General features: G+C 61.4%; 20 protein-coding genes, 1 tRNA gene and 1 pseudogene. 8 read left to right on the top strand and 14 right to left on the bottom strand.

From position 1 onward, the window contains the following. Positions 1-21 precede the first annotated feature (21 nt). Both IT540_RS01475 and IT540_RS01470 read left to right on the top strand, forming a co-directional pair. A complete protein-coding gene (locus tag IT540_RS01475) occupies positions 22-693 on the top strand; it encodes a hypothetical protein (protein WP_291172257.1) in 672 nt (223 codons plus the stop codon). 129 nt (positions 694-822) lie between these two features. Then, positions 823-1404 carry a class I SAM-dependent methyltransferase gene (locus tag IT540_RS01470; protein WP_291172255.1) on the top strand — a complete coding sequence of 194 codons (582 nt, stop codon included), beginning with the start codon at positions 823-825 and terminating at the stop codon, positions 1402-1404. A gap of 63 nt (positions 1405-1467) precedes the next feature. Here the strand turns inward: IT540_RS01470 and IT540_RS01465 are convergent, their stop codons facing one another. Both IT540_RS01465 and IT540_RS01460 read right to left on the bottom strand, forming a co-directional pair. After that, complete coding sequence (locus IT540_RS01465) at positions 1468-2346, bottom strand: phosphoribulokinase (protein ID WP_291172254.1); 879 nt, start codon at positions 2344-2346, stop codon at positions 1468-1470. Positions 2347-2399: 53 nt separating this feature from the next. Beyond that, positions 2400-3440 carry a class 1 fructose-bisphosphatase gene (locus IT540_RS01460; protein WP_291172252.1) on the bottom strand — a complete coding sequence of 347 codons (1041 nt, stop codon included), beginning with the start codon at positions 3438-3440 and terminating at the stop codon, positions 2400-2402. Positions 3441-3752: 312 nt separating this feature from the next. Between IT540_RS01460 and IT540_RS01455 the strand changes: the two genes are divergently transcribed. Further along, on the top strand, positions 3753-4631 hold the full coding sequence (locus IT540_RS01455; protein ID WP_291172249.1) for a hypothetical protein: 879 nt from the start codon (positions 3753-3755) through the stop codon (positions 4629-4631). Here IT540_RS01455 and IT540_RS01450 read toward each other — a convergent pair. The 5 genes from IT540_RS01450 to IT540_RS01430 form a co-directional block, all read right to left on the bottom strand. Beyond that, on the bottom strand, positions 4628-5359 hold the full coding sequence (locus IT540_RS01450) for a proteasome-type protease (RefSeq protein WP_291172246.1): 732 nt from the start codon (positions 5357-5359) through the stop codon (positions 4628-4630). The genes IT540_RS01455 and IT540_RS01450 overlap by 4 nt on opposite strands. A 27-nt stretch (positions 5360-5386) precedes the next feature. Next, the gene (locus IT540_RS01445) at positions 5387-6223 is read right to left on the bottom strand and encodes a transglutaminase family protein (protein WP_291172243.1); all 837 of its coding nucleotides are present in this window, start codon (positions 6221-6223) and stop codon (positions 5387-5389) included. A gap of 7 nt (positions 6224-6230) precedes the next feature. Next, the gene (locus tag IT540_RS01440; RefSeq protein WP_291172241.1) at positions 6231-7178 is read right to left on the bottom strand and encodes an alpha-E domain-containing protein; all 948 of its coding nucleotides are present in this window, start codon (positions 7176-7178) and stop codon (positions 6231-6233) included. 60 nt (positions 7179-7238) lie between these two features. Continuing rightward, complete coding sequence (locus IT540_RS01435; RefSeq protein ID WP_291172277.1) at positions 7239-8633, bottom strand: circularly permuted type 2 ATP-grasp protein; 1395 nt, start codon at positions 8631-8633, stop codon at positions 7239-7241. 291 nt (positions 8634-8924) lie between these two features. Further along, on the bottom strand, positions 8925-9479 hold the full coding sequence (locus tag IT540_RS01430; protein ID WP_291172239.1) for a fasciclin domain-containing protein: 555 nt from the start codon (positions 9477-9479) through the stop codon (positions 8925-8927). A 243-nt stretch (positions 9480-9722) separates the two neighbouring features. Between IT540_RS01430 and IT540_RS01425 the strand changes: the two genes are divergently transcribed. Together IT540_RS01425 and IT540_RS01420 are read left to right on the top strand one after the other, a co-directional pair. Beyond that, positions 9723-10310, top strand: coding sequence for a MarR family transcriptional regulator (locus IT540_RS01425; RefSeq protein ID WP_291172236.1), 588 nt, complete (start codon positions 9723-9725; stop codon positions 10308-10310). 39 nt (positions 10311-10349) lie between these two features. Next, a complete protein-coding gene (locus tag IT540_RS01420) occupies positions 10350-11033 on the top strand; it encodes a DUF4166 domain-containing protein (RefSeq protein ID WP_291172233.1) in 684 nt (227 codons plus the stop codon). 6 nt (positions 11034-11039) lie between these two features. On the opposite strand, the gene IT540_RS01415 is transcribed toward IT540_RS01420, so the two are convergent. Then, positions 11040-11369, bottom strand: coding sequence for a Kazal-type serine protease inhibitor domain-containing protein (locus IT540_RS01415; protein ID WP_291172230.1), 330 nt, complete (start codon positions 11367-11369; stop codon positions 11040-11042). A 283-nt stretch (positions 11370-11652) separates the two neighbouring features. Between IT540_RS01415 and IT540_RS01410 the strand changes: the two genes are divergently transcribed. The 3 genes and pseudogenes from IT540_RS01410 to IT540_RS01400 form a co-directional block, all read left to right on the top strand. Beyond that, positions 11653-12123, top strand: coding sequence for a hypothetical protein (locus tag IT540_RS01410; protein ID WP_291172228.1), 471 nt, complete (start codon positions 11653-11655; stop codon positions 12121-12123). 170 nt (positions 12124-12293) lie between these two features. Then, a tRNA-Ser gene (locus IT540_RS01405) sits at positions 12294-12383 on the top strand. Between the two features lie 282 nt (positions 12384-12665). After that, positions 12666-12818: pseudogene (locus IT540_RS01400) on the top strand (alpha/beta hydrolase); the annotation flags it as partial. Positions 12819-13072: 254 nt separating this feature from the next. On the opposite strand, the gene IT540_RS01395 reads toward IT540_RS01400, so the two are convergent. From IT540_RS01395 to IT540_RS01370, 6 genes are all read right to left on the bottom strand, one after another. Further along, positions 13073-14287, bottom strand: coding sequence for a S8 family serine peptidase (locus IT540_RS01395; RefSeq protein WP_291172225.1), 1215 nt, complete (start codon positions 14285-14287; stop codon positions 13073-13075). Then, the gene (locus IT540_RS01390) at positions 14284-15426 is read right to left on the bottom strand and encodes a trypsin-like serine protease (RefSeq protein WP_291172222.1); all 1143 of its coding nucleotides are present in this window, start codon (positions 15424-15426) and stop codon (positions 14284-14286) included. The genes IT540_RS01395 and IT540_RS01390 overlap by 4 nt, the downstream gene beginning before the upstream one ends. Before the next feature lie 11 nt (positions 15427-15437). Beyond that, positions 15438-16748, bottom strand: coding sequence for a hypothetical protein (locus IT540_RS01385; protein ID WP_291172219.1), 1311 nt, complete (start codon positions 16746-16748; stop codon positions 15438-15440). Next, positions 16748-18130 carry a hypothetical protein gene (locus tag IT540_RS01380; protein WP_291172217.1) on the bottom strand — a complete coding sequence of 461 codons (1383 nt, stop codon included), beginning with the start codon at positions 18128-18130 and terminating at the stop codon, positions 16748-16750. Before IT540_RS01380 ends, IT540_RS01385 begins: the two co-directional genes overlap by 1 nt. Beyond that, positions 18127-19476 carry a hypothetical protein gene (locus tag IT540_RS01375; RefSeq protein ID WP_291172214.1) on the bottom strand — a complete coding sequence of 450 codons (1350 nt, stop codon included), beginning with the start codon at positions 19474-19476 and terminating at the stop codon, positions 18127-18129. The genes IT540_RS01380 and IT540_RS01375 overlap by 4 nt, the downstream gene beginning before the upstream one ends. A 313-nt stretch (positions 19477-19789) precedes the next feature. After that, complete coding sequence (locus IT540_RS01370) at positions 19790-21754, bottom strand: sigma-54-dependent Fis family transcriptional regulator (RefSeq protein ID WP_291172212.1); 1965 nt, start codon at positions 21752-21754, stop codon at positions 19790-19792. Between the last annotated feature and the right edge of the window lie 209 nt (positions 21755-21963).

The raw sequence follows: 21963 nt of genomic DNA, 5'->3' as shown, positions 1-21963 counted from the left end.
TGGCAGCACGGGGGCTTTTGTATGGAACGGACGACGCCGGGCGGCCTTCATCCTCTCTTATCTGTCGTGGCCGTCATCGGATTGGTGGGTGGTGGGCTCTTTGTGCTCCCCTATGCACTTGGCTTTGGATATGCATGGAGTGCGCTCCCTGTATACTGGACCGTCTGCAAGGACGGCTCGTTCAAGTCCGATATCAGTGCGGACGAGTACCGTATTTTCCTCTTGAACCGAGGGTGTGATCCCGAGGCTGCTGCGAGGCAGATCGCCGAGGAGGTGCTGAAGGATCCGCAAGCCGCCGACAGGGCGGTCCGGGTCTATCGCGGAGAGACGCCCGCAGTCACGGCGGAGGACCGCTTTGTTGACAGCATGGCTGATGGCAGCCTGATCCAAGGCATCATACATTTCCGGCTGCATCGCTTCAGGCCGTTCGACACTTACGATCCGAACTGTCCGCCGGAGTCGAACTGTCCCAAGCCGAGCTTTTTTTCCGACGACCTCATTGGAAACCTCATGTCCAACTATGTTGATTACCTTGACGGACCGATGCACGACAGCATCGCGGAAGGCTCCCGGCAGGTCGCGCAGATCTGGCGCCAGGGACCGCTGACCCGAGGCATTCTGCTGGTTGTCTACGCGGCGCTGGCGGGAATTGCCGTGAACGCGATCTATTCGCTTATCTTCAAGTCCGCCTAGCGTCGAGATTCATCGTGCTCCGGCGCTCGATGCCGGTGATCGCAGAATTTTTTAATGGATCCCGTGGGAACAAGAGCGGATGCGCGACGTTGGCGCCTCAACCGAGGCCTCAACTGCCGGAGCGTTCGCATGCCTCAACTCACCCATTCCCAGGCTTTCCGCTTTGTGCTCGTTGCCGTGGCACTCGCTGCCGCGATGTCCCGTGGAGCCTTTGCGCGTGATCTCGACGTGCCTTACGTGCCGACGCCGCAGGTTGTCGTCGACAAGATGCTCGAGATGGCCGAGATCAAGAGCGACGACGTGCTGATCGATCTCGGCTCGGGAGACGGGCGCATTCCGATCACGGCCGCGAAGAAATACGGCATTACCGCGTCCGGGGTCGATCTCAATCCGGTGCGGGTCAAGGAAGCCAAGGCGAACGCGGAGAAGGAGGGCGTCACCGACAAGGTGGAGTTCCACGAGCAGGACCTGTTTCAAACGGACCTCACCAAGGCCACGGTCATCACCATGTACCTGCTGACCGAAGTCAACATGAAGCTCAGGCCGAAGCTGATGAAGCTCAAGCCCGGCACGCGTATCGTCTCGCATGCCTTCCTGATGGGAGACTGGACGCCCGACAAGACCGCGACGGTAGATGGCCGTGACGTCTACATGTGGGTCGTGCGCGAGAACATGATCCGGGAGACCTCCGTCCGGAATCCCGCCGACTGATCCTGCAGCCGGTGGAGCGATCTGCGCCACATCTTTTCGGCTGCTCCCTTGTCAGGTGCAGTCCTAGAAGAACGTGCGGCGCTTACGCTCGATGAGCTGCAGGATCATCGGCGTCAGAATGAGCTGCATGGCGAGGTCCATGCTGCCGCCCGGAATGACGATCGAGTTGGCGCGCGACATGAAGCTGTCCTTGACCATCGACAGCAGATACGAGAAGTCGATGCCGCGCGGATTCTTGAAGCGGATGACGACCATGGATTCGTCGTTGGTCGGAATCCAGCGGGCGATGAACGGATTGGAGGTGTCCACGGTCGGGATGCGCTGGAAGTTGATGTCGGTCTCGGTGAACTGCGGACAGATGAATTTCACGTAGTCCGGCATGCGGTGGAGGATGACGTCGGTGATCGCCTCGGACGAGTAGCCGCGGGTCTCCTTGTCGCGATGGATCTTCTGAATCCATTCGAGGTTGATCACAGGCACCACGCCGATGCGCAGGTCCGCGTGGCGGGCGATGTTGACCTTGTTCGTGATCGCTGCCCCGTGCAGGCCCTCGTAGATCATGAGATCAGTGCCGTAAGGGACCTCCTCCCAAGGCGTGAACGTGCCGGGCGGCACGCCGTAGACCTCGGCTTCAGTCTGGTCGTGCACATAGTGGCGCGCGCGGCCGGTGCCAATCTCGCCATACGTCTTGAAGAGCAGCTCGAGCTCCTCGAGAAGGTTCGCGTCCTCGCCGAAGTGACTGAGATTGGGATTGCCGGCGGCGGCCGCTTCCGCCATGGCCGCCGTCATCTCGTTGCGATTGTAGCGGTGGAACGAGTCGCCCTCGATGAAGACGGCCGAGATCTTCTCGCGGCGAAAGATCTGCTCGAACGTGCGCCGTACGCTCGTGGTGCCGGCGCCCGAGGAGCCTGTGACGGAGATGATGGGATGCTTGGCGGACATTTTTCTTGTTATCTCGGGCGTGTGGATGCAACTCGGGTGTGTGCGCGTTTCGATCAGGTCCTGAACAATCCCCGGCGTCCGAACAGCGGCGAGCGCTCGCCCGCGCCATGCGGGTCCTGGTGAAGGCGCACAAGATACTCCACCTCCGTCCGCGATCCCCCCATGAAAGGCGTGCGTTGGTGAAGGGTGCTCGGGGTCAGGCCGAGGATGCGCTCGGAGCCGTTGGTCGCGGCGCCGCCCGCCTGCTCGATGATCCATGCCAGCGGATTGGCCTCGTAGACGAGGCGGAGGCGGCCCATGGTGTAGGTCTCGCGCATGTCGCCGGGATAGAGGAAGACGCCGCCGCGGATCAGCAGGCGGTAGATGTCGGCCACGGGCGAGGCAGTCCAGCGCATGTTGAAGTTCTTGCCGCGCGGCCCGTCGAAACCGCGCAGGCAGTCGTCGATGTAGGTGCGCATGGAGTCGCCCCAGTGGCGGTAGTTGGAGGCGTTGATGGCGTACTCCCGCGTGGTCGCCGGGATCGCGACATCGGCCATGGTGAGGATGAACTGCCCGGCGGTGCGCTGGAGCGTGAAGATGTGCGTGCCGCTGCCGACGGTGAGCACCAGCGACGTGTATGGTCCGTAGACCACGAAGCCGGCTGCAAGTTGGGCTTTTCCGGACTGCAGGAAGCTCGACGTGTCGACACCGTTGGCGCGGGCGGGAAGGACGGTGAAGATGGTGCCGACCGAGATGTTGGCATCGATATTGGACGAGCCGTCGATGGGATCCACAGCCACGGCGAGGGGCGCGCCCGGGTGGATGGGCAGCGCCCATTCCAGCTCCTCCGAGCCCAGCGTGGCGACCGGCGCCTCCTTGAGCGCGGAAACGATCAGGTCGTTGGCGCGGACGTCGACCTCCTTCTGCGGATCGGCGCCGCTCTGGCGGCCGGTCTCGGAGCCAAGGGCGCCCGCCAGCGGCCCGAGGTTCACGAGGCTGCCGATGCGGCAGCAGGCCTCAGACAGGCGGATGACGGTGATGGCCACATCGGCCCGTGCGGGATCCTTCTCCGCCCAGCGGTCCAGAAACGATCCCAGGTCGATCTGGTCTGTCATTACGCCCGTTGTCCTCCCTGGCGCCATTTGGTGCCGCGCGCGGCCCTGCCGAGCGAAGCGAATTTTTTCTTTCCTCATTCGAGGGTCAGTCGGCGCTTTCCGCAAGCTCGGCTTCATACGGGGCCGACCGAGATTCCTTTTTGATGATTATTTCTTAGGACTCCATCGCATATCTTTCAGCGTGTAGATATATTATATTACACGCTATAGGTGCATAGAATGGCGGCGGGGGGTGGCATCGAGGCTGGCCGGGAGCGTTGGTTTCGCGCGCGGCCCCTGGTTCTCGACGGCGCCCGTGGCTCAGCGTGCCGCGTGTGGGGTTTCCTCGTCGGTGTGCTGGCGCTCTCGGGTCTGCTGGCTGTGCTTCAGCTCGCAACGTCGTTGTACATGCTTGCGGTTTACGACCAAGTGGTGCCCGAACGCAGCGGGGCAGCGTTGGCTGCGCTGACCGGCCTCGTGGTCGCGCTGCACGTCGTCGCTGCGGTGCTCGATGTGATGCGGGCCCGTATCGTGTGCCAGGCCGGCCTCAGCGTTGCGGAGCGTCTCGACGGTCGCGTGCTCGTGGCGCCGGCTGCCGCAGCGGACGCCCGAGGCTTCGCGATGCTCGACGATGTGGAGCGGGTGCGGCGCTTTCTGACCAGTGGTGGTCCGTGCGCCGCTTTCGACGTGTTGTGGCTGCCAGTCTTTATCGGGGCCGTTTTCCTGTTGCATCCCGTGCTTGGGCTTTTCGCCCTGACCGGTGCGGGTCTGCTCGCTGGCCTCGCCGTGCTGGGTGAGGCCTCAGAGCGGCGGACGGGATACCGGATCGCGGAGGCGCGGCGCGACCGTTATGTGCTGCTCGGCGACTTGCGTATGGCGCGATGGCGATCCGGGGATGATGTGCGGCTGCACTGGCAGAGGCTGTCGCGCTCCTATTCCGAGGCGACGCTTGCCGCGCAGGCGCGTCTCCTCTCCGTCGCCGCGGTCGGGAAGGGCGTGCGTCTCACCCTGCAGTCCGGGGGCTTCGGGCTCGGTGCCCTGCTCGCGATCGAGGGCATGCTCAGCCCCGGGGGGCTCGTTGCATCGTCGCTGATGCTTATGCGGGTGTTCGCCTGTCTCGACGGGGCGCTGACGCACTGGAGCGGGGCCATGGCGGCGGGCGAGAGCTATGGACGGCTCGTCGAGGCCGCGGGACCGGGCCGCGGGAGCTAGATCTTGAACTCCTCGATGTCGCGGAAGGCGGCGCGGAGGGCGTCCGACCATGCGTTGGAGAGCTTCTTGAAATACTCGTCGTTCTGCTCGATGCGCTTTTCGCGCCGCACGTCGAGGCTGTCGCGCTCGTAGAGCAGAATGTCGATCGGCATGCCCACCGACAGGTTTGAGCGCAGCGTCGAGTCGAACGAGAGCAAGATGAGCTTGGCCGCCTCGCCGAGGCTCATCTCCGGCCGCGCGACGCGGTCCAGGATCGGCTTGCCGTACTTGTGCTCGCCGATCTGCAGGAACGGCGTGTCGTCGGTCGCCTCGATGAAGTTGCCCTCGGCGTAGATCTGATAGAGGCGCGGGCGCTCGCTGCCGATCTGCCCGCCGAGGATGAAGGAGGCGGAGAAGCCGCCCTTGCTGGCCTCGAGCGCGGCGCCGTCCTGGCGTCGCACCTCGCGCACGGCGTCTCCGACAAGGCGGGCCGCGCGGTACATGGAAGGCACGGTGAAGAGCGTGGGATGCGGCGTCTCGGGCGTCGCCAGCGCCTCGTTGAGGTTGCTTACGACCGACTGCGTGACGGCCAGGTTGCCGGCTGACAGGAGCACGATCACGCGGTCTCCCGGCTGGCGCCAGAAGTGGAGCTTGCGGTACTGCGCGACGTTGTCGACGCCGGCGTTGGTGCGCGTGTCGGCGGCGAAGACGATGCCGCGGCTGAGCCTCATCGCGACGCAATAGGTCATCGCGAGCGTTCCTTTGCCGTTGGGCAGCTATTGCTGCTGTTGCTGCTGCTGACCGCCTTGCTGCTCAACTTCGACCTTGACGTCAAGGGCTTCGTTCTCGCCACCCCTCTGGGTGCCGCGGATCGGCGAGGCGGAGCCGGCGTCAAAGCCGCATGCGAGGCGGACATAGCGCTCGGTGGGGCACATGCCGTTGGCGGGGTCGAAGCCCACCCAGCCGAGGCCGTCGATCCAGACCTCCGCCCAGGCGTGGGCGGCCTCGGAGGGCGCGAGGGTGCCCGACAGGAAGTAGCCGTTAACGTAACGGGCGGGGATGCCGATAAGGCGGGCGGCGGAGATGAAGACGTGGGCGTGGTCCTGGCAGACGCCCTTGCCGTCGGCGAGTGCTTCCGCGGCGGTCGTGTGCTCGTGGGTGGCGCCTATCTCGTAATCGACGGCATCTTGCACGGTGCGCATCAGCGCATGCATGCAGTCGAGGACATCCTTCGGCACCTTGCCGTTGCTCACGGAGCGGGCGAGATCGCGGATGCCCTTGTCCGGCGCGGTCCTCTCCGTCTCGCGCAGAAAGACGCGGCGCGGGGCCACCTCCGTCAGTCCGCGCACGATGCCGCTGCGATCCTCCGTCTCGACGATGCCCGACGCCTCGATGGTGATGCCGTCGTGCAGGCCGCTCATCGTGCTGAGGTGGACGATGTTGCCGAAGCCGTCGCGATACTCGATATGCTTCTCAAAGCCAGGCGCCGAGATTGTCCAGGCGAGGACGTCCTGGCCGTCGAAGGATGGCGGCGTCAGGCGCAGGCTTTGGATCGAGTAGCGCGCCGGCGTCCCGTAGCGGTAGGTCGTGACATGGCGAATCTCGATCAGCATCCGCCCCTCAGGAATTGAAGTGGTACGCCTCGGAGACCTCGTGCGCGACGCGATTGTTGCGCCCGATGAACTCGAGCAGGAACTCGTGGAGGCCGGACTGGAAGATGGTGTCGATGTCGCCCTTCTCGAGCAGCGCGAGGGTCGATTTGGCGGTCTCAAGGCAGGGCTTCTCCTCGCCGTAGAGCGCGGAGAGATCATCGAGGGCGTTGTCGATCTCGCTATAGCAGGCGCGCAGCGAGCGCGGCATGGCGCGGTTCAGGATCAGGTAGTCGGCAATGCGCCAGGAGCGGTAGCTGTCCTTGTAGACCCAGCGGTAGCTTCTGTGCGCCGAGACCGATCGCAGGATGGCTTCCCACTGGGCGTTGTCGACACCGGAGCCGATCATGCTCGTCGAGGGCAGGAGCACGTAATACTTCACGTCGAGGATGCGCGCCGTGTTGTCGGCCCGCTCGAGGAAGGTGCCGAGCTGGCTGAAGTAGTAGGTGTCGTTGCGAAGGATCGTGTTGAGGAGCGCGCCGCGATAGGCTGCCGAGCGTTCCTTGATCCAGTCGAGGATGCGCGGCAGGGCGTCGGGACGCAGCGTTTCGGGCCGGATGGACTGGAACTCGAGCCACGAGCCGTTGAGCGATTCCCACATCTCGCGGGTCAGCGCCGTGCGTTGGGCACGGGCGTTGCGCCGGGCGGTGGCGAGGCAGGCGTGGATGCTCGACGAATTGGTGATGTCGAAGAGAAGAAAATCGACCACGTTGCGAGTGCTCAGCGTGCCGTGCTTGGCGTAGTACTGCTCGGCGCAGCCGGCACTTTCGAGGGTCGAGGCCCATTCCTGCTTGCCGTCTTCGCCGACGCGAGGCAAGAGCGCGATACGGTAGCCGGCCTCGATCAGGCGGGCCATGTTCTCGGCGCGCTCGACATAGCGGGAGAGCCAGAAAAGATCGTTTGCGGTGCGCCCTAGCATCGTGTTGTGCGCCCTTACCCTATGGCGTTTCTTGGTCGTTGTATGGACCTTGTCGAAGGCTCAGTCCTGGAGCACCCACGTATCTTTCGTGCCGCCTCCCTGACTCGAGTTGACGACGAGCGAGCCCTTGCGCAGCGCAACGCGCGTCAGCCCGCCAGGAACGAGGCGCACCTCGTCGCCGATCAGTACGAAGGGCCGCAAGTCGAGATGGCGGGGAGCGATGCCGTCCTCGACCAGCGTAGGGCAGGTCGACAGCGACAGTGTGGGCTGGGCAATGTAGTTGTCCGGCTTGGCCTTGACGCGGGCACGGAACGCCTCGATCTCCTCCTTGGTCGCGGTGGGGCCGACGAGCATGCCGTAGCCGCCCGAGCCGTGCACCTCCTTGACGACAAGATCGGCCATGTTCTCGAGCACGTACTTCAGCGCGTCGGCCTTGCGGCAATTGTAGGTCGGCACGTTCTTCAGGATGGGCGGACGGCCCATGTAGAACTCAATGATCTCAGGAATGTAGCTGTAGATGGCCTTGTCGTCGGCGATGCCGGCACCGGGCGCGTTGACGATGGTGACGTTGCCGGCGCGGTAGACGTCGAAGAGGCCGGGCACGCCGAGGACCGATTCAGGGTTGAAGGTCAGCGGATCTAGGAAGGCGTCGTCGACGCGCCGATAGAGCACGTCGACGCGGCAGAGGCCCTGCGTCGTCTTCATGTTGAGCACCCCGTCCTCGACGACGAGGTCGGGAGCCTCCACCAACTCGACGCCCATCTGGTCGGCGAGGAACGCGTGCTCGAAGTAGGCGCTATTATAGAGGCCCGGCGTCAGCACGGCGATGACGGGATCGTCGTCGAGCCTCTCAGGGGCTACGCTTTCGAGGGTCTTGCGCAGGTTGTCGGGATAGGTCTCGATGGGAGCGACGCGGTTCTCGGCGAACAGATTCGGGAACATGTGCATCATCGTCTCGCGATTCTCCAGCATATAGGAGACGCCGGACGGCGTGCGCGTGTTATCCTCGAGGACGTAGAACTCGTTCTCGCCGGTGCGTACGATGTCGATGCCGATGATGTGCGAATAGATGCCGAGCGCCGGCTCGACGCCGATCATCTCGGGGACGAAGGCGCTGTTCTGGATCACCAGCTCGGCCGGGATGCGCCCCGCCTTGATGATCTCCTGGCGGTGGTAGATGTCGTACATGAAGGCGTTGAGTGCCTTGACGCGCTGCTCGATGCCGGCCGTCATGCGGCGCCATTCGGCGGCGGCGATGATGCGCGGGATCATGTCGAACGGGATCAGGCGCTCGGCCGCCTCGGTATCGCCGTAGACAGCGAAGGTGATGCCGGTGCGGCGGAACAGCAGCTCGGCCTCCGCGCTCTTCTTACGGAGATCCTCGACGCGCAAGGATTTCAGCCATTCGGCGACAGCAGCGTATGGCTCCCGGACGCCCTGTCCGAAGCCGTTCATCTCGTCAAAGGCTGGCTTCAACTCCGCGACCCTGATCTGCTCCATGTTCTACTTATGGCAAGAGCCGGGCCAATCTTCGCGCATGAGGAAAATCCAGCGTTTCCGGGGACCGGACTGGTCTCTGATGCCTATTGCATTACCATGTGCTCGTAGAGTGTGCACCCCTGATCCGCCGGAAGATGAAGAACTGGGCAGGTCTGGGCGGCCGCCCGCGGAGTAGCGCACAGCGCGACGGGCCCGGCGATCCGGTCGCCGTGCCCGCTTTCGTACGATCGGTCAGGGCTGAATCTTCTACGACCTTGGCATCAGAACTTTGTCGATGGCGTGAATGACGCCGTTCGACTGCATCACGTCGTAGATCGTGATGTTGGCCCAGCCGCCGTTCTCGTCCTTCAGCATGATATTGCTCGGACCGTTCATCGACGCCCACAGCTTGCCGCCGGCGACGGTCTTGAGCTCGGCCGTGCCGCGACCCTTCTTGATCCATGCCTTGAGGTCATCGACGGTCAGGCGACCGGCAACGACGTGGTAGGTCAAGACGCCGGTGAGCTGATCCTTGTTCTCGGGCTTCAGCAGCGTGTCGACGGTGCCGGCGGGGAGCGCGGCGAAGGCGGCATTGACCGGGGCGAATACCGTGAATGGGCCTTTGCCCGAGAGGGTGTCGACGAGGCCGGCGGCTTTGACCGCGGTAACAAGCGTCGTGTGGTCGGCGGACTTCACGGCATTCTCGACGATGGTCTTGGTCGGAAACATCTCCTCGCCGCCGACCATGACGGTGTTGGCGAAGGCGGGGGCAGCCAATGCAAGCACGCCGGCCAGCACGAAAGACTTGAGAAACTTCGACATGACGGTTCTCCTTGATTGCGTTCTCGATCGCGAGGCGAATGGAGCGCTATGGCTCCTTCGCTTCGTGATGGGCTCAGCTACGACCGGCGCGGCGCCGGCGTTTCAGAATTCGCGGCAACAATATTTTTCGCGCGTCGGTGATCCGCGCGGGCGCGTCCTACGTCCGCTCGGACCGGTTGCTCGTCACGGCCGGCTGCAATGTGGGCCTTGACGCCGCCCAAGTTTCGTTCTTTAATTTCTGTCATGACAGAAATAACAGTACAAACAGCCGCGCTACCGCCTGCCGTCGAGCGGTTCGTGGTTGCCTGGGGCGAGATGGGCGCCGTATGGGGCGTCAACCGCTCCGTCTCGCAGATCCATGCACTGCTCTACGTCTCGGACCGGCCACTCGCGGCCGAGGAGATTGCCGAGCGGCTCCACCTCGCGCGCTCGAACGTTTCCACCTCGCTCAGGGAGCTCCTGGCCTGGTCGCTGATCCGGCGCGCCTCGGTGCTCGGCGATCGGCGCGATTTCTACGAGGCGGAAGCGGACGTTTTCGAGATGGTCCGGCGCATCGCGGCCGGCCGCAAGACGCGGGAGATCGATCCCGCGATCCTGGCCTTGCGCCAATGCCTCGCGGCGGCCGAGGACGACCCGCGGGTCTCGGGCGAGGTGCGCCGCCGGTTCCGCACCATGCTCGACTTCACGGAGGGCGTGGCGCGCAGCTTCGACGAGGTGCTGCAACTGCCGACGCCGGTGCTGGCCAAGCTCATCAAGATGGGAGGCGCCGTGGCCCGCTTCGCGGGGTTGACCAGGGGTGGGCGCGCCAAGCGCACCCGGGGAGACACGTAGAGGGCTCTGACCGGACAATCGATGGGAAGGAATCCGCCAATGATCGCCTTGCCTGCCGACGACGCGCCTCAGACCGTTCCACTCTCCGAGGAGCGTCCGCATCTCGAGCTCGGTGATGGCGTGGTCGATCTGCGCTTCCGCGCCCTGGTCGGAGAGGTGGGATGGGCGCGGCTGCCGGTCGCGGTGCAGCGGCGCTTCTCGAAGCGACTCGTGTCCGGCGACGTCGTACTTTATGCCGGTGAGGTGCTGGAGACGCGTCTTTCGCGCGTTGGGTGGCTACTATCCTTCCTCGCGCGCGCCATCGGGGCGCCGTTGCCGCTCGACGACGGCATGACGGGTCCCACAACCGTCGCGGTGATGGAGAACGCCGGGCTCGGCGGGCAGAGTTGGACGCGCACGTACGCGCGTGCCGGAAGGTTCCCCCAGGTGATCCATTCGGCCAAGTGCTTCTCCGGGCCTACCGGTCTCGAGGAGCATGTCGGATGCGGGGTCGGCATGTCGCTCGCGGTGGCCGAGGAGGAGGGGGCGCTGGTGTTCCGTTCGGTGCGGTACTTCCTCACCATCGGGCGCTTGCGCGTGCTCGTTCCTCGGCTCATCGAGCCAGGCACCGTGGAGGTCGTGCATCGTGACAAGGGCGGCGGCGCGTTCCAGTTCACGCTCGCACTCCGCCATCGTCGTCTCGGGGTTCTCATCGCGCAGACGGCGCGATTCCGGGATTTGTGAAAGAGGTCAGTCTCGGCACTCGCCGTCGTGGCTCTTGCGGGCGGCGGCCGCGATGCGCATGCAATCGTTGGCGTAGGTCTTCCCGTCGCAGCCGCAGACCGGCTGGTAGATCTTCGTGCAGGCTTCGGTGCGGACCACGCAGGTGCCCGTCGGGTCGTCGTCCTTGCATTTGCCCGGCTCGACCTCGCAGAAGAGGCCGACCGAGCAGTTCGGCCCAGCCGGTCCGCCGCAGGACTGCCCGACGCCGGACTGCGCTGCGGCCGCTGCGCTCATGCCTACCGCGGCGATGGCGATGGCGGCCGTGCGTCGTATTGCGAGTCGGAGCCAAGTGGACACTGTCGACCTCCAAGGATGTCGTGATCGTGTTTCGGCCTGGAGCGTGATTGGCCTGGATCGGATCGCAATCACACCGCAGGTCTTTGGCGAGACCTGTGATTCGCGCTTCGGACCGATAGGTCTGAGGCGATCATGGTCTAGCACCAACGCTCGAAAACCCTATCGGTTCTTCGGAGTTTTCCGCGCGGTAGCGTGGCCCCTTCACCGCCTTGATTTGATTGTAGGGCCGGATCCGCGAATGTCGCGCTCGTGCGACGTTCGTCGCGAAGACGGGGGCGAACCCATGATCGGGTCGGCTAAGGAGTGGGCATCGCTTTTGGGATTCGACCGCGATGCGGACGAACGGACCATGGCAGCGCGCACGCGCGTGCTGGCGCGGACGCTTGCCTATCTTGAGGACCATTTCTCGGATCCCGACGGTGCGCGTCCGACGGAGGCGCTCATCGTGGAGCTCGGGCAATTCCTGGTGCTGGCCGAGGCCATGGAGTCCAAGGGTCGCGGTGCGAAATTCAAGGAGCTGTACGAGACGGTCGTCGAGCTGCATCTCAATTGGGACGAGACCGACCGCGAGGAGGCGTTCCAGACCCTCGCCAAGAAGGCGGCGCTGTTCAAGGGCATACTCGCGTTCTCGGATGCCTGGCTTGGGACCGAGACGTCTATCCCGCGCCACCGGCCCGCGGCCGAGGCCACGCCCTTGTTCGACGAGGCGGACGTCAAGACGCGGATCGTCAACCCCTCCTATTTGCGGCCTTAACGCGGGAAGACGGGCCTCGGCCGGTGCCGCAGGCGAGGCTCATTTGTGCAACGACGGCACAGCGGGTCTCGCTGCTCTTGCGCGGCGGGCGCTCACCCGCTATTCAGCAGCGCTCGGCTCGCAGGCGCTCGGTGATCGACCACGTCATCGCGCGCGATCCGGGCCCGGCCGGAGAGGTGGCAGAGTGGTCGATCGCGCCGCACTCGAAATGCGGAGTACTCGCAAGGGTACCGGGGGTTCGAATCCCTCCCTCTCCGCCATAACTTATTGATATTGATGCATAAAATGTGAGTCTCTGCTATGGCCGGGATTTTCTCGGGCGCTGTCCGCGACTTAACGGCGGACGTCCGTCGGCAAGCGACCGGAGAGACGCATATGGTGCCGAGTCCACCGACCTCTAGCGCCGAAAGTCTCCTATCGACTTTGAGGTGGTACCGGTGTGCCTTCGATTGGCTCGGTCCTATTTGAACCCGAGCTGACGCTGCTGGTCCGGCCAACTGGCGCTCAGGGCGTGCACCTGCTTGAGCTTGTGAGTCCCGAAAATCAATGCTGTGGCCGATGACCGCCGCAGCCATGGCCGCTCCGACCAGACTTGGGACGGCCACAACATGGACCCGTACGCGGACGACCTGGCGGAACTGATCGAGGCGCTGGATCTGCGTGATCTATTCCTCGTTGACCATTCGACGGGCGGGAAGCGTGATCTCCACCAACGCCGATGCGACGGCGTTCAACCGGTTATCGGAAGTACCCTCCGTCATGCGACAGTGCTGACGTTCCCAGAAGCAGAAGTGGGCGACCATTGATCAACCTGTGCGGTGGCTCGAGGTAAATGGTCCGCTTTGGCGAGAAGTGCGGATACCGAAGGTATGCAGGGATGCAAATCGTCGTTTACTCACGTCTGCTCTCGCGTAGTCGCTGAAAAATGAGACTCGTTGGCATTTGTAGCTTACGGCGTGCTGGCTTGAGCTACTTGATTCAATGCGCCGAATGCATCGAGGCGACAGAACGTTGCGCCGGTGTTGTTCACGTTCACATGCCCACCCGGCGCATCGACGACCTTCTTGGCACCTTGCATGATCCAATTTTCGATTTCCCGACATTCGGCTCGGGTGCCTCGCGTCCGTATGTTGAGCTGCTGCATGAGGGCAATGACACCCGCAACCAGCGGAGCAGCAAGGCTGGTGCCGCTTTCGCTGGTAAACCTCCCATCGGCGTGGGTTACCAAAACTGGCGCGCCCGGGGCGATGAGGCGCGTAAAAGCTTGATTACTGGTTTGCGGCAGGCGCTGCGAGAACGGCGCCATGGCGTCCAAGTGCGATTGGAACGTTTTGGCATTTCCGAACGAGTAAGTGGTGTTCGTCACCGATGCACTGGAATGTACCGCTCCGACGCTGACGATTTCAGGTATCACCGCCGGATAGCACATCCCAACGGACGAAGCATGCATTGCGTAGGCGTTGCCGGCTGCGGCGACGATCGGGATCCTGGCCTGGCGCAATGCCGTGATCGCAGTGGAAATGCGGTGGTGGGAAGAGGTGAGCTCCGCCGGGAGACTGGCCAGGCTCGAGTAATTTTCGTCGTTGCCAAGCGAGATGTTGACGGCAACGAGATTTGGTTGGCCGACAAGCCATTCTAGCGCAGCGGCAATTCTGTCCATCAAGTTGGTCGTATCGCGATTATCTCGGATGACTTTGATGGGGAGGATCTTGGCCTTTGGCGCCACGCCCAGGTTAGCGTTGCCGGCAATCAACCCTGCGACGCTGGTGCCGTGACCGTAGCTGTCCGACGTATCCGTGCTGCTCTGTCCGCCGAGGAACGCGACGCCCGGAAGGACTCGTCCCCTGAGGTTGGGATGATCTGCCCAACAACCGGAATCGATGACGGCGACGATGGCGTCCTCGCCGCGCACATTGAATTGGGACGCCGCCTCCAAGGCCCGGATATGGAGCAAGGCAGGCGAGAAAGCGCTCGCCATCGGCGCTTGCTTGGTGGTCCAGCTGCCCTTGATGCTCTTCCAGAATCGCGTGAGGATGGATTCGGAATCTTCTGCAAAGGGGTTCTCTGGGTCGGACTCGAAGCCAATAGTTGGCAGCTCGTCGGGTTTATCCGCATTGAAGTCGGGCAGCGACCCGAGATCCAAAGGTGACTTCGGCTCAGTCATTGCGCCATCCCTTCGGTCGTATCGAGGACATTGAAGACAGGGATGCCAAATGTGCGCAGCCACGCGATGACTTCGGGATGCCCAACCGACGTATAGATTCCGCCACCGCCGCATCGCGTCCTCGTGCGATGTCTCACACCGCTCAACGCGCGCGACGTAATTCCGACGAGCGTAACGGTCTTCATGCTGCCGCCGGAGACCGGGTCAGGAGGCATGTAGAATATGGGCGATCCGCTATCGCCCACGCACGAGTCCGAGGTACGAGCAGAGAGGCCGAGCGGTCCATCCGCAAGAACGAACTCGCGAAAGCTGCTGCATACGCTATCGGCAAATCGTCCTGCGCCACAGTACAGCGACGCAATCGGTATGGCCGCGACGTGAAGTTCCTCGGGCAATCCGCCGTCGTCGGTTTCTCCGTAACCCGCACCCACGAGAAGCTTGGTTTCGTCGTTGTCCTGAAAGATCTGCCCTGTCGTTGCGACGCTCAATCCAAGGTACGCCACACGTTCGGGGGAAAAATCGGGTTGGGGATTACCGCCGACCCTCTTCCCGGCATCGGAGCGCTTTTCGATGCTTAGGATGGCCAGGTCGCGGCCAGCCTGCAGTTCCGGGGACAGCTGGCACGAAAACCCCTGGAACAGATCCGGGGCGCGGGCCAGGACGAATTCGTTACTTGCACCCGTAGGGTCGGCATTATTGGTCTCGTTGAGACGGTGGTAGCGAATGGTGTAGCTGTCGAGCTTTCCGCACGTGCAGTGGGCCGCAGTGAGGACGAGGTTGATCGCGATCAGAACACCTGTGCATCGGCTTGGCTCGTCTAGGATGTTGTCGAAGTCGATGCGCACGAGGTCGCCGAACACGCAGTTGCCTGTCCGCGTGCCACCTAGATACTTTGGAGTGACGTCCGTAGGCGACGAAAGCGGATCGGCACTCGGCTCACCGGTCGTCCTGGCGACGCATGGGTCGACGACCTCGTGAATATCGAGCTCGCCGCTTTGGAGGCTGCGCCAGGGCAGCTCATAGGACCGATCCTTGTCCTCGCCATCCTCGATGGCTCGGACGGTCGCCTGTGCGCAGGCGGGCTCTGTCGACGCCATTGCTCCGAGGATCGCCAGTAGCGCGGCAATCCAATTCGGCATGCATCGGCGCATCAAAGGTTCCTCTGCAGGATCTCTCGGCAGGTGGCCGCGGGATTGGGGACGTTGCGGTGAGCCGGATCATTCAAGCAGGTAGACATGGCATCCGGCTCGGCGGCCGAGCGCACCACCGGCGCGTACCCCTGCAAGATCATGTCGTTCGTGTCCAGTGTCAGCGCGCGGTTGGCGACATTGATGCCCCGCGCGTGGTTGTATTCCTGCATTGTGTTAATGAGCTGCTCATTGGCGGCGATAAGTGCGAGCTCGTTATCAACGCTGTTGCTGACGACTGCGAGCGTGACAGTCGGAATTTTTTGAACGACCTGCACCACCTCGACGGCGAAGTCGCTCAAGGCGTACAGCTCACTCTTCTTGTCGACAGCAACGCTTTGCATGACCCCGCTCTTGAATTTTACATCCGTTTCGGCGTCCACGAATACGGAGCGTTCAACGCGCAGCAGGAAGGGAGGCGCACCGTTCGGCATGGTAAGGCGCATGCTGCCAGCGCGATACCAAGGGGCCTCTTCGAGGCCCGGCTGGTCCTGCTTCATGATGACGAGGAGATGCGTGAGCTCGGGACGATAAAAAATGCCTTCTTCCCGCAATTCATCCGATATGGGCCGCCTGTCGACGATGTCGGCATAGTCGGGTGCGGTCATGTCGGCATTGCCTCCCTTGAGCGCATTCCATTCGCCGCCGCCATCGCATGCGTGTTGCGACCAGGCCGGAACAAGGGCATCGACACTATGATCGAGGTAGATGCAATAGCCGAACTGGCGCAACGCACCGTTGACCTTTCTCAGGTCGGCCATGACGAAAGGATCAAAGTCGAATTTTCGCAGTGTATTTTGGCCCGCAACGCCCGATCCTATCGTAGCGTCTCGGCCGTATTTTTTAGCCTGCCCGAAAGCTATCGCATCGGCGCCAGCCTCGATGAGCTTCTTGGCGTTCTCGAGCGTCTTGTCGATCGACTTGGTGTAGACTCTTTCGAGTAGCAGGCTGTTGGTGTTGTTGCGCTTCACGCCCACACGTTCATCGGCTACGCTCGATGCAAGAAAATCGAGACAATAAACCTGTTTCGGATCGGCCACATAGTCGCCTTCGTCGACCTCGAGTCCGTAGTTTTCCACGTCGCTAGTTTCGGTCTTGATGCTCACGGAGATGAGTTTGCGCGGCAGGCTGTAGGCGCCAAGATCGCTTCGGCATGCGAGCCCCGCGCGGGAGCCGGAGAAATCGAAATCCTTACTGGCCGTCATGCTCACGCAGCCCGCGACGGACATGAGCGAAACGCACATCACGACATCACGCACGAAATCCAGTCGCATCAGTAATTCTCCGATGCTGCTGTGCCGCTCTGAAGCGTGCCGGTGAATTTGGCCGTGGTTACCGCGTTGAGCTTGGCGCAGATCTCGTTGAGTGGATCGCTGGTTTCGGTAATCTTTCCTGCATTCTGTACCTCTTCGGTTACTCCGCCACTTTCCGTATCGTGGTTTTCGTTGAGGTTCAGAAGGACACCGTTTTTGGGTTGGGTGATGCCCGTGGCAGTCCCCTGGTCCAGGAACGCAATGTATTTCTGTTGGGCGGTGTAGAGCTCATTCCTCTTTGCGATCAGCTGTTGTCTTGTCGTGGTGTCGTCGATCACCGCCTGTATCGTTGCCGATGGAAGATTTATGACGCCATAGACGACGTCCAGAACGATGTTCGTCGCCCCCGTGATGCGGTTACCCTTGGAGATGCAGACGTCGACCAGTTCACCATCGTTGAAGATCAGACCGGTGCGTCGCTCTGCGAAGACCTCCCTATCGATGTTGACGGAAACGATTGGCATTATGTTTTCCATGAGTGCCGTCTTCTTGAGCGACAGCTCCCAGTCGCCCTTGTCGTCGGGCGCATGCTTTGTGTAGACCTCGACGCTATAGGGAGCACGTGGACGGTAGAAGATCCCCGCCGTCGGCTCCGGTACGAGCCATCGCATCGATTTGATGGCCGCAGCGCTGGGTGGGACGTGGCTCGGCGCTTCGCTTCGAGGCGCGTTGCAGTAGGACGATGCACTGAGCGTGCGTTCGTTGAACGTGTAGCCTGCCAGAACGATGCAGAACCCGAACCGCCGAATGGAATGATTGAGCTCGGCCATTTCGAAATGGTTGAACGGGTCCACCTGATGGTTGGCGACGACGCGCCCGGCGCCGTCCAGTGCAGTTGCCGCGCGCCCGGGAAAATTGGGATTGTTCGACAGGCCGATGAAAATGGCTCTTATGATATTGCGAATGATGCCAGCCGTGTGATCGACGGATTTCGATGCAACGAGCTGCAGAAAAGGCGTTCTCTCGAGCTCGCTATTGCCGACCGCAAATCTGTTGTTGTTTTCGACAATCCTATCCTTGTACATTCGGATCGAGTCATCGGCGTATGGGCTATTGTTGTGTTCCAGGCAATAGTTGTGCGCATTGTCCGGAACAGCTTTGGTGTTCAGGGTGTCCAGAATAAAATCATCGTTGCTCGACGAAATCCTGATCTCGAGCATTTGACGGGGTAACGCATAGGAGCCGAGACGCGACGAGCAACCAAGGAAGCTCTTGCCCGACACATCCAGAATCGGCGCGGACGTCATAACCGAACATCCGGCAAGGGCGAGCATGGTCGCGGTGCTGGCACCGGCAAGGCCCGGAACGGAGCGAAGCGACCTGAAGTTCGATCTGGCTTTCATTTCACGGCCTGTGTGACAGGGAATTCGCAGCTCAATTGCATCGCCGAACTGCGCAGAACCGTCCTGACGGTGTTCGTTTCGTCATAGGGGGCTCCGTCGTCCGGACGAACAAGCGGATCGCTGTATAATTTCGCCCAGAAATCCGCGTCGCCCTTTTCGCAGCTGTATTCGACCACCAAGCCGCGTGCACGGCCGCGCGCAGTCGGGGCCGGATCGAACCCGCAAAGCTTGATGGGATCCAGTAGGGCGCTTCCCGACCGGCCTTCCGCGGCGCAGCTCGTTTGGCGTTCGCATCTGGTCTTTATTGCGTTGGTCGCCTCCGCGAAGCATCGGCTCGTCGCCGGCTGTCTTCGGCCCAGGTGACCGTACCAGGCCTGGACAATATGGATCCTGGGTTTGGGAAGCTCGGTGAGCTTTTCAATTTGATCGCCCAACTTGGCGAGTTTCGTGGTCACATCGGTGCGTGCGATGGCTTTCCTTACGGCCAACGCCTCGAGTTTTCTTTCTTCTGTGGCGTTGGGAGCTTCGATGGCCGTATCCAGCACCTTGCTGAGCGCTGTGGCGCGGCGCACGATAAGGGGTGCCGGTCGCTGGCTCTTTTCCTCGATGCCCTCTATGCGCGGGACGAGTCCGGTCCCGTCGCCAAACAGTGTCAGAATCAAAACGTCGTTGTCGGTTTTGACGGCTTTGTTCTTGTCGATAAACCCGCTGAGTGCACGAGCAGCTTTTTCAAGCGTGCCCGTAGCATTCTCCTTGCCTTTATCCAGCGATGTGACAACGAGGTCTTCAAATTCGGCAGGAAGTCCGTTGCCGAACGCCAAGGCGACGGCGTTTGCAGCGTCCGGGGACGTGAGGTAGCCGTTCAAAGCGGCGGCATATTTGGTGACCGAAACCGATTGGCTCCCCGTCGTCCACACGAAAAGCTTTATGATGAGATCTTTGATCTTTTCGTCGACCGCGGTCGCATCTGCTTGATTGCCGAGTTGTTCGCGAGGGTAGGCAGACGCGGCGTCGACGAGACTCTCGATCTGTTGAATGATCCGGTCACGCGGAAACGCGCCCGTTTGGTCACGCAGGAGCAGCCTTTGGGCGTTGCGCACCAGCCCTTTGAGGGCCGCTATCTCTCCGGCGGTTGGCGGCGTGCCTTCGTCAAGTCGCTCAGCAACGCGCTTGGTTGTAGCCTTGAGCAGATTTTCAGAAGCGACCTCACACGGGGCTTCCTTATTGGCTTGTGTGCCGGGAACGTAGTTGCAAGTTTCCGCCGCGACCGCGGATATGCGGCTTTCGAAAAAAGTGAAAATTGCAAAGAAAATTATGGCGAAAGACCGAGGCCAACGCAAAAACATACCAAGGCCGCTTTCTGGCGAGGCGAACGCCAAAAATGATTTTGGACAAATCCTGCTGCCTATGTGGATAAGCAGTGAATATTTTGTGGATTATGCCCGTGAAGGTATGTGCACCGCAAGTGCCGAAGGAATGAATATCCTTCATGATGTTGCCGCTTCGCCACGCGTGACGAGGTGAATGATTTAATTTTCAGCTAGTACTATTCGGTAAAGCGATACCTTAAACTAGAAAACTATCGTGGCTAGTCAAACCACGTTCACTCAACACATAATTTGGCACGGGGGCAAATAGAACACTAACCCGAAGCACTCTCTAGAGGTGGGTCGGCGGGACGATCCCAAAGCGCTTCATCTGCCTGTAAACAGATGTGCGGCACAATCCCATCTCTGCTGCCACTGCGGTGATATTCCATTTGTTGCGCCGAAGGCAGGCCCTCAGCAGAGACGCAGGTTCATGCACGCTTGAGTTTGAGTTGCCATATCCCTCGGACATGACGAGGCAGGGGCTTTGGCCGAAGGGCGTGACGCTTCCTCCGGTGATCACCGGAGGAAGATGCTCGACGGCGATGCCGTCGTCCGACACGGCCAGGGCGAAACGGATCGCGTTCCTCAGCTCGCGAACGTTGCCGGGCCACCGATAGCGAAGAAGCAGTTCCATGGCCTTTTCATCGATCCAAGGCCGGCAGCCTAGCTGCAATGCTTCCTGGTGGAGGACGCGATAGATGATATAGATCTTGTCTTGTCGGTCTCGTAACGGAGGCAGGTAAAGGGTCGCGCCGCAGAGGCGATAGTAGAGATCTTCCCGGAACTTGTTTATTGAAACCAGCTCACCCAGATCCCGGTGTGAGGCGGATATGACCGTGAGGTTCACGGGGACATGCTTGTCCGATCCGAGCGGCTGGACCTCGTTCTCCGACAACACGCGCAGCAATCTAGTCTGGAGATGGAGCGGCATGTCACCGATCTCATCGAGAAACAGCGTGCCGCCGCTGGAGCGCTCGATAAGACCTTGCATGCCCTTGCTTCGCGCGCCGGTGAAGGCGCCCGCCATGTAACCGAATAACTCGCTTTCAATCAGCGATTCTGCGATAGCCGCGCAGTTGACTGCTACGAAGGTTTTTTGGGCGCGCGTGCTGGATTTGTGAAGAGCCCTCGCCAACACCTCCTTACCTGTGCCGGTCTCGCCCTGTAGGAGAATATGGACTTTCTTATTCACGAGACGCTGGGCTTGGTCCAGGACGCGCTTCATCTCGCCGTCATCACCGGCGAGCTGGGTGATCGCGGACCAATCGGGACGCCTGTTGGTAGTGCCTACCGGCTTGGATGGGGCGCAGCTAGGCGGTGTCGCCATAGCTACAAGCTCGATATTTTTCCGTGACTTGAGTATGGTGCGCTCGCCGGTGTTCTGTGGTCTCATCAAGAACCAAGTGTCGCCATAGCCGCATTGAAATACCGATGTCAGATGTTCATTGATCAGAGTGGCGCTGAGATCTGTACCCGTTCCGGTATGCGGTGCCCCCAGGAGGCGGCGAGCGTCGGAATTTGCACCGACAACCACTCCGTCGACGTCGACCGCCAGCAATGCGTCACTGGAGACATCCAGCAGCTCGTTTGCCGTATCCAGACGGATTACCCAGGAATTCTTGAAGTGCCTCACGAAGTAGGCGTTTTCGATCAACTTCGCGTATTGCCCGGCGCGATAGGGCGCCAGAGTAATGTTCTCTCGTGTCTGCGGCGTCGACTTCGCGGACACATTCAAAACACCGGTGAACGTTCCATCTGGAGCAAAGAGCGGCGCGCTGCTGCAGCTGAAACCGAGCTGAGACGTATGAAAATGGTCGTCGTGCCGACAACTAATTGAGGCGCGCTCGACGAGACACGTGCCGATCCCGTTTGTACCAACGTACTTTTCATTCCAGTTTGCACCGGGGAGAACGCTCGCATCGGCGCAAACACGCAGCCAAGAGCCGCAGTCCACAGTATCGACAATGACGCCGTCTGCATTTGTCAGAATAACGTAGCCGTAACCCGCTTCCGTCTTTGAAAGACGTTCGAGTCCTGAACGTGCGATCTGTAGGAACTCTCCGAGTTGCTCCTTAATCTGCTTCAAGCTTTCAGGCGACTCGATAAACGCTTGATGCTGCGCAGCTGGGTCAAGCTTATGCACATTGACGCACCGGTGCCACGAACGCTGGATTGCGCTCGAGCCATCCCCTATCGTAGATTTCACAGAGGCCTGCATCACTCGTTCAACGTGGTCGTCGAGGACTGATTTCACTATCAGGTCTCCTTCCCCTACGAGATGGATGGGACATCCCTCGTGATACAGAGGCGGTTAACAACGCCGATTTTGTTTCTTTGAGTCCCTTTTGTAACTGCCGATACAAAGCATCGATCTAGGATAAGGGAGATTGCGACTGCTCGATTGCGCTTTTTGAGGGCATCAAAGGCCGCAAATCAGCTGTGACACTGGACCAAGCGATAATC

The sequence above is a fragment of the Hyphomicrobium sp. genome (genome assembly GCF_020852195.1).
Lineage (GTDB): Bacteria > Pseudomonadota > Alphaproteobacteria > Rhizobiales > Hyphomicrobiaceae > Hyphomicrobium_C.
The sequence above is the reverse complement of the archived record's forward strand: the minus strand, read 5'-3'. Positions and strand labels throughout refer to the sequence as shown.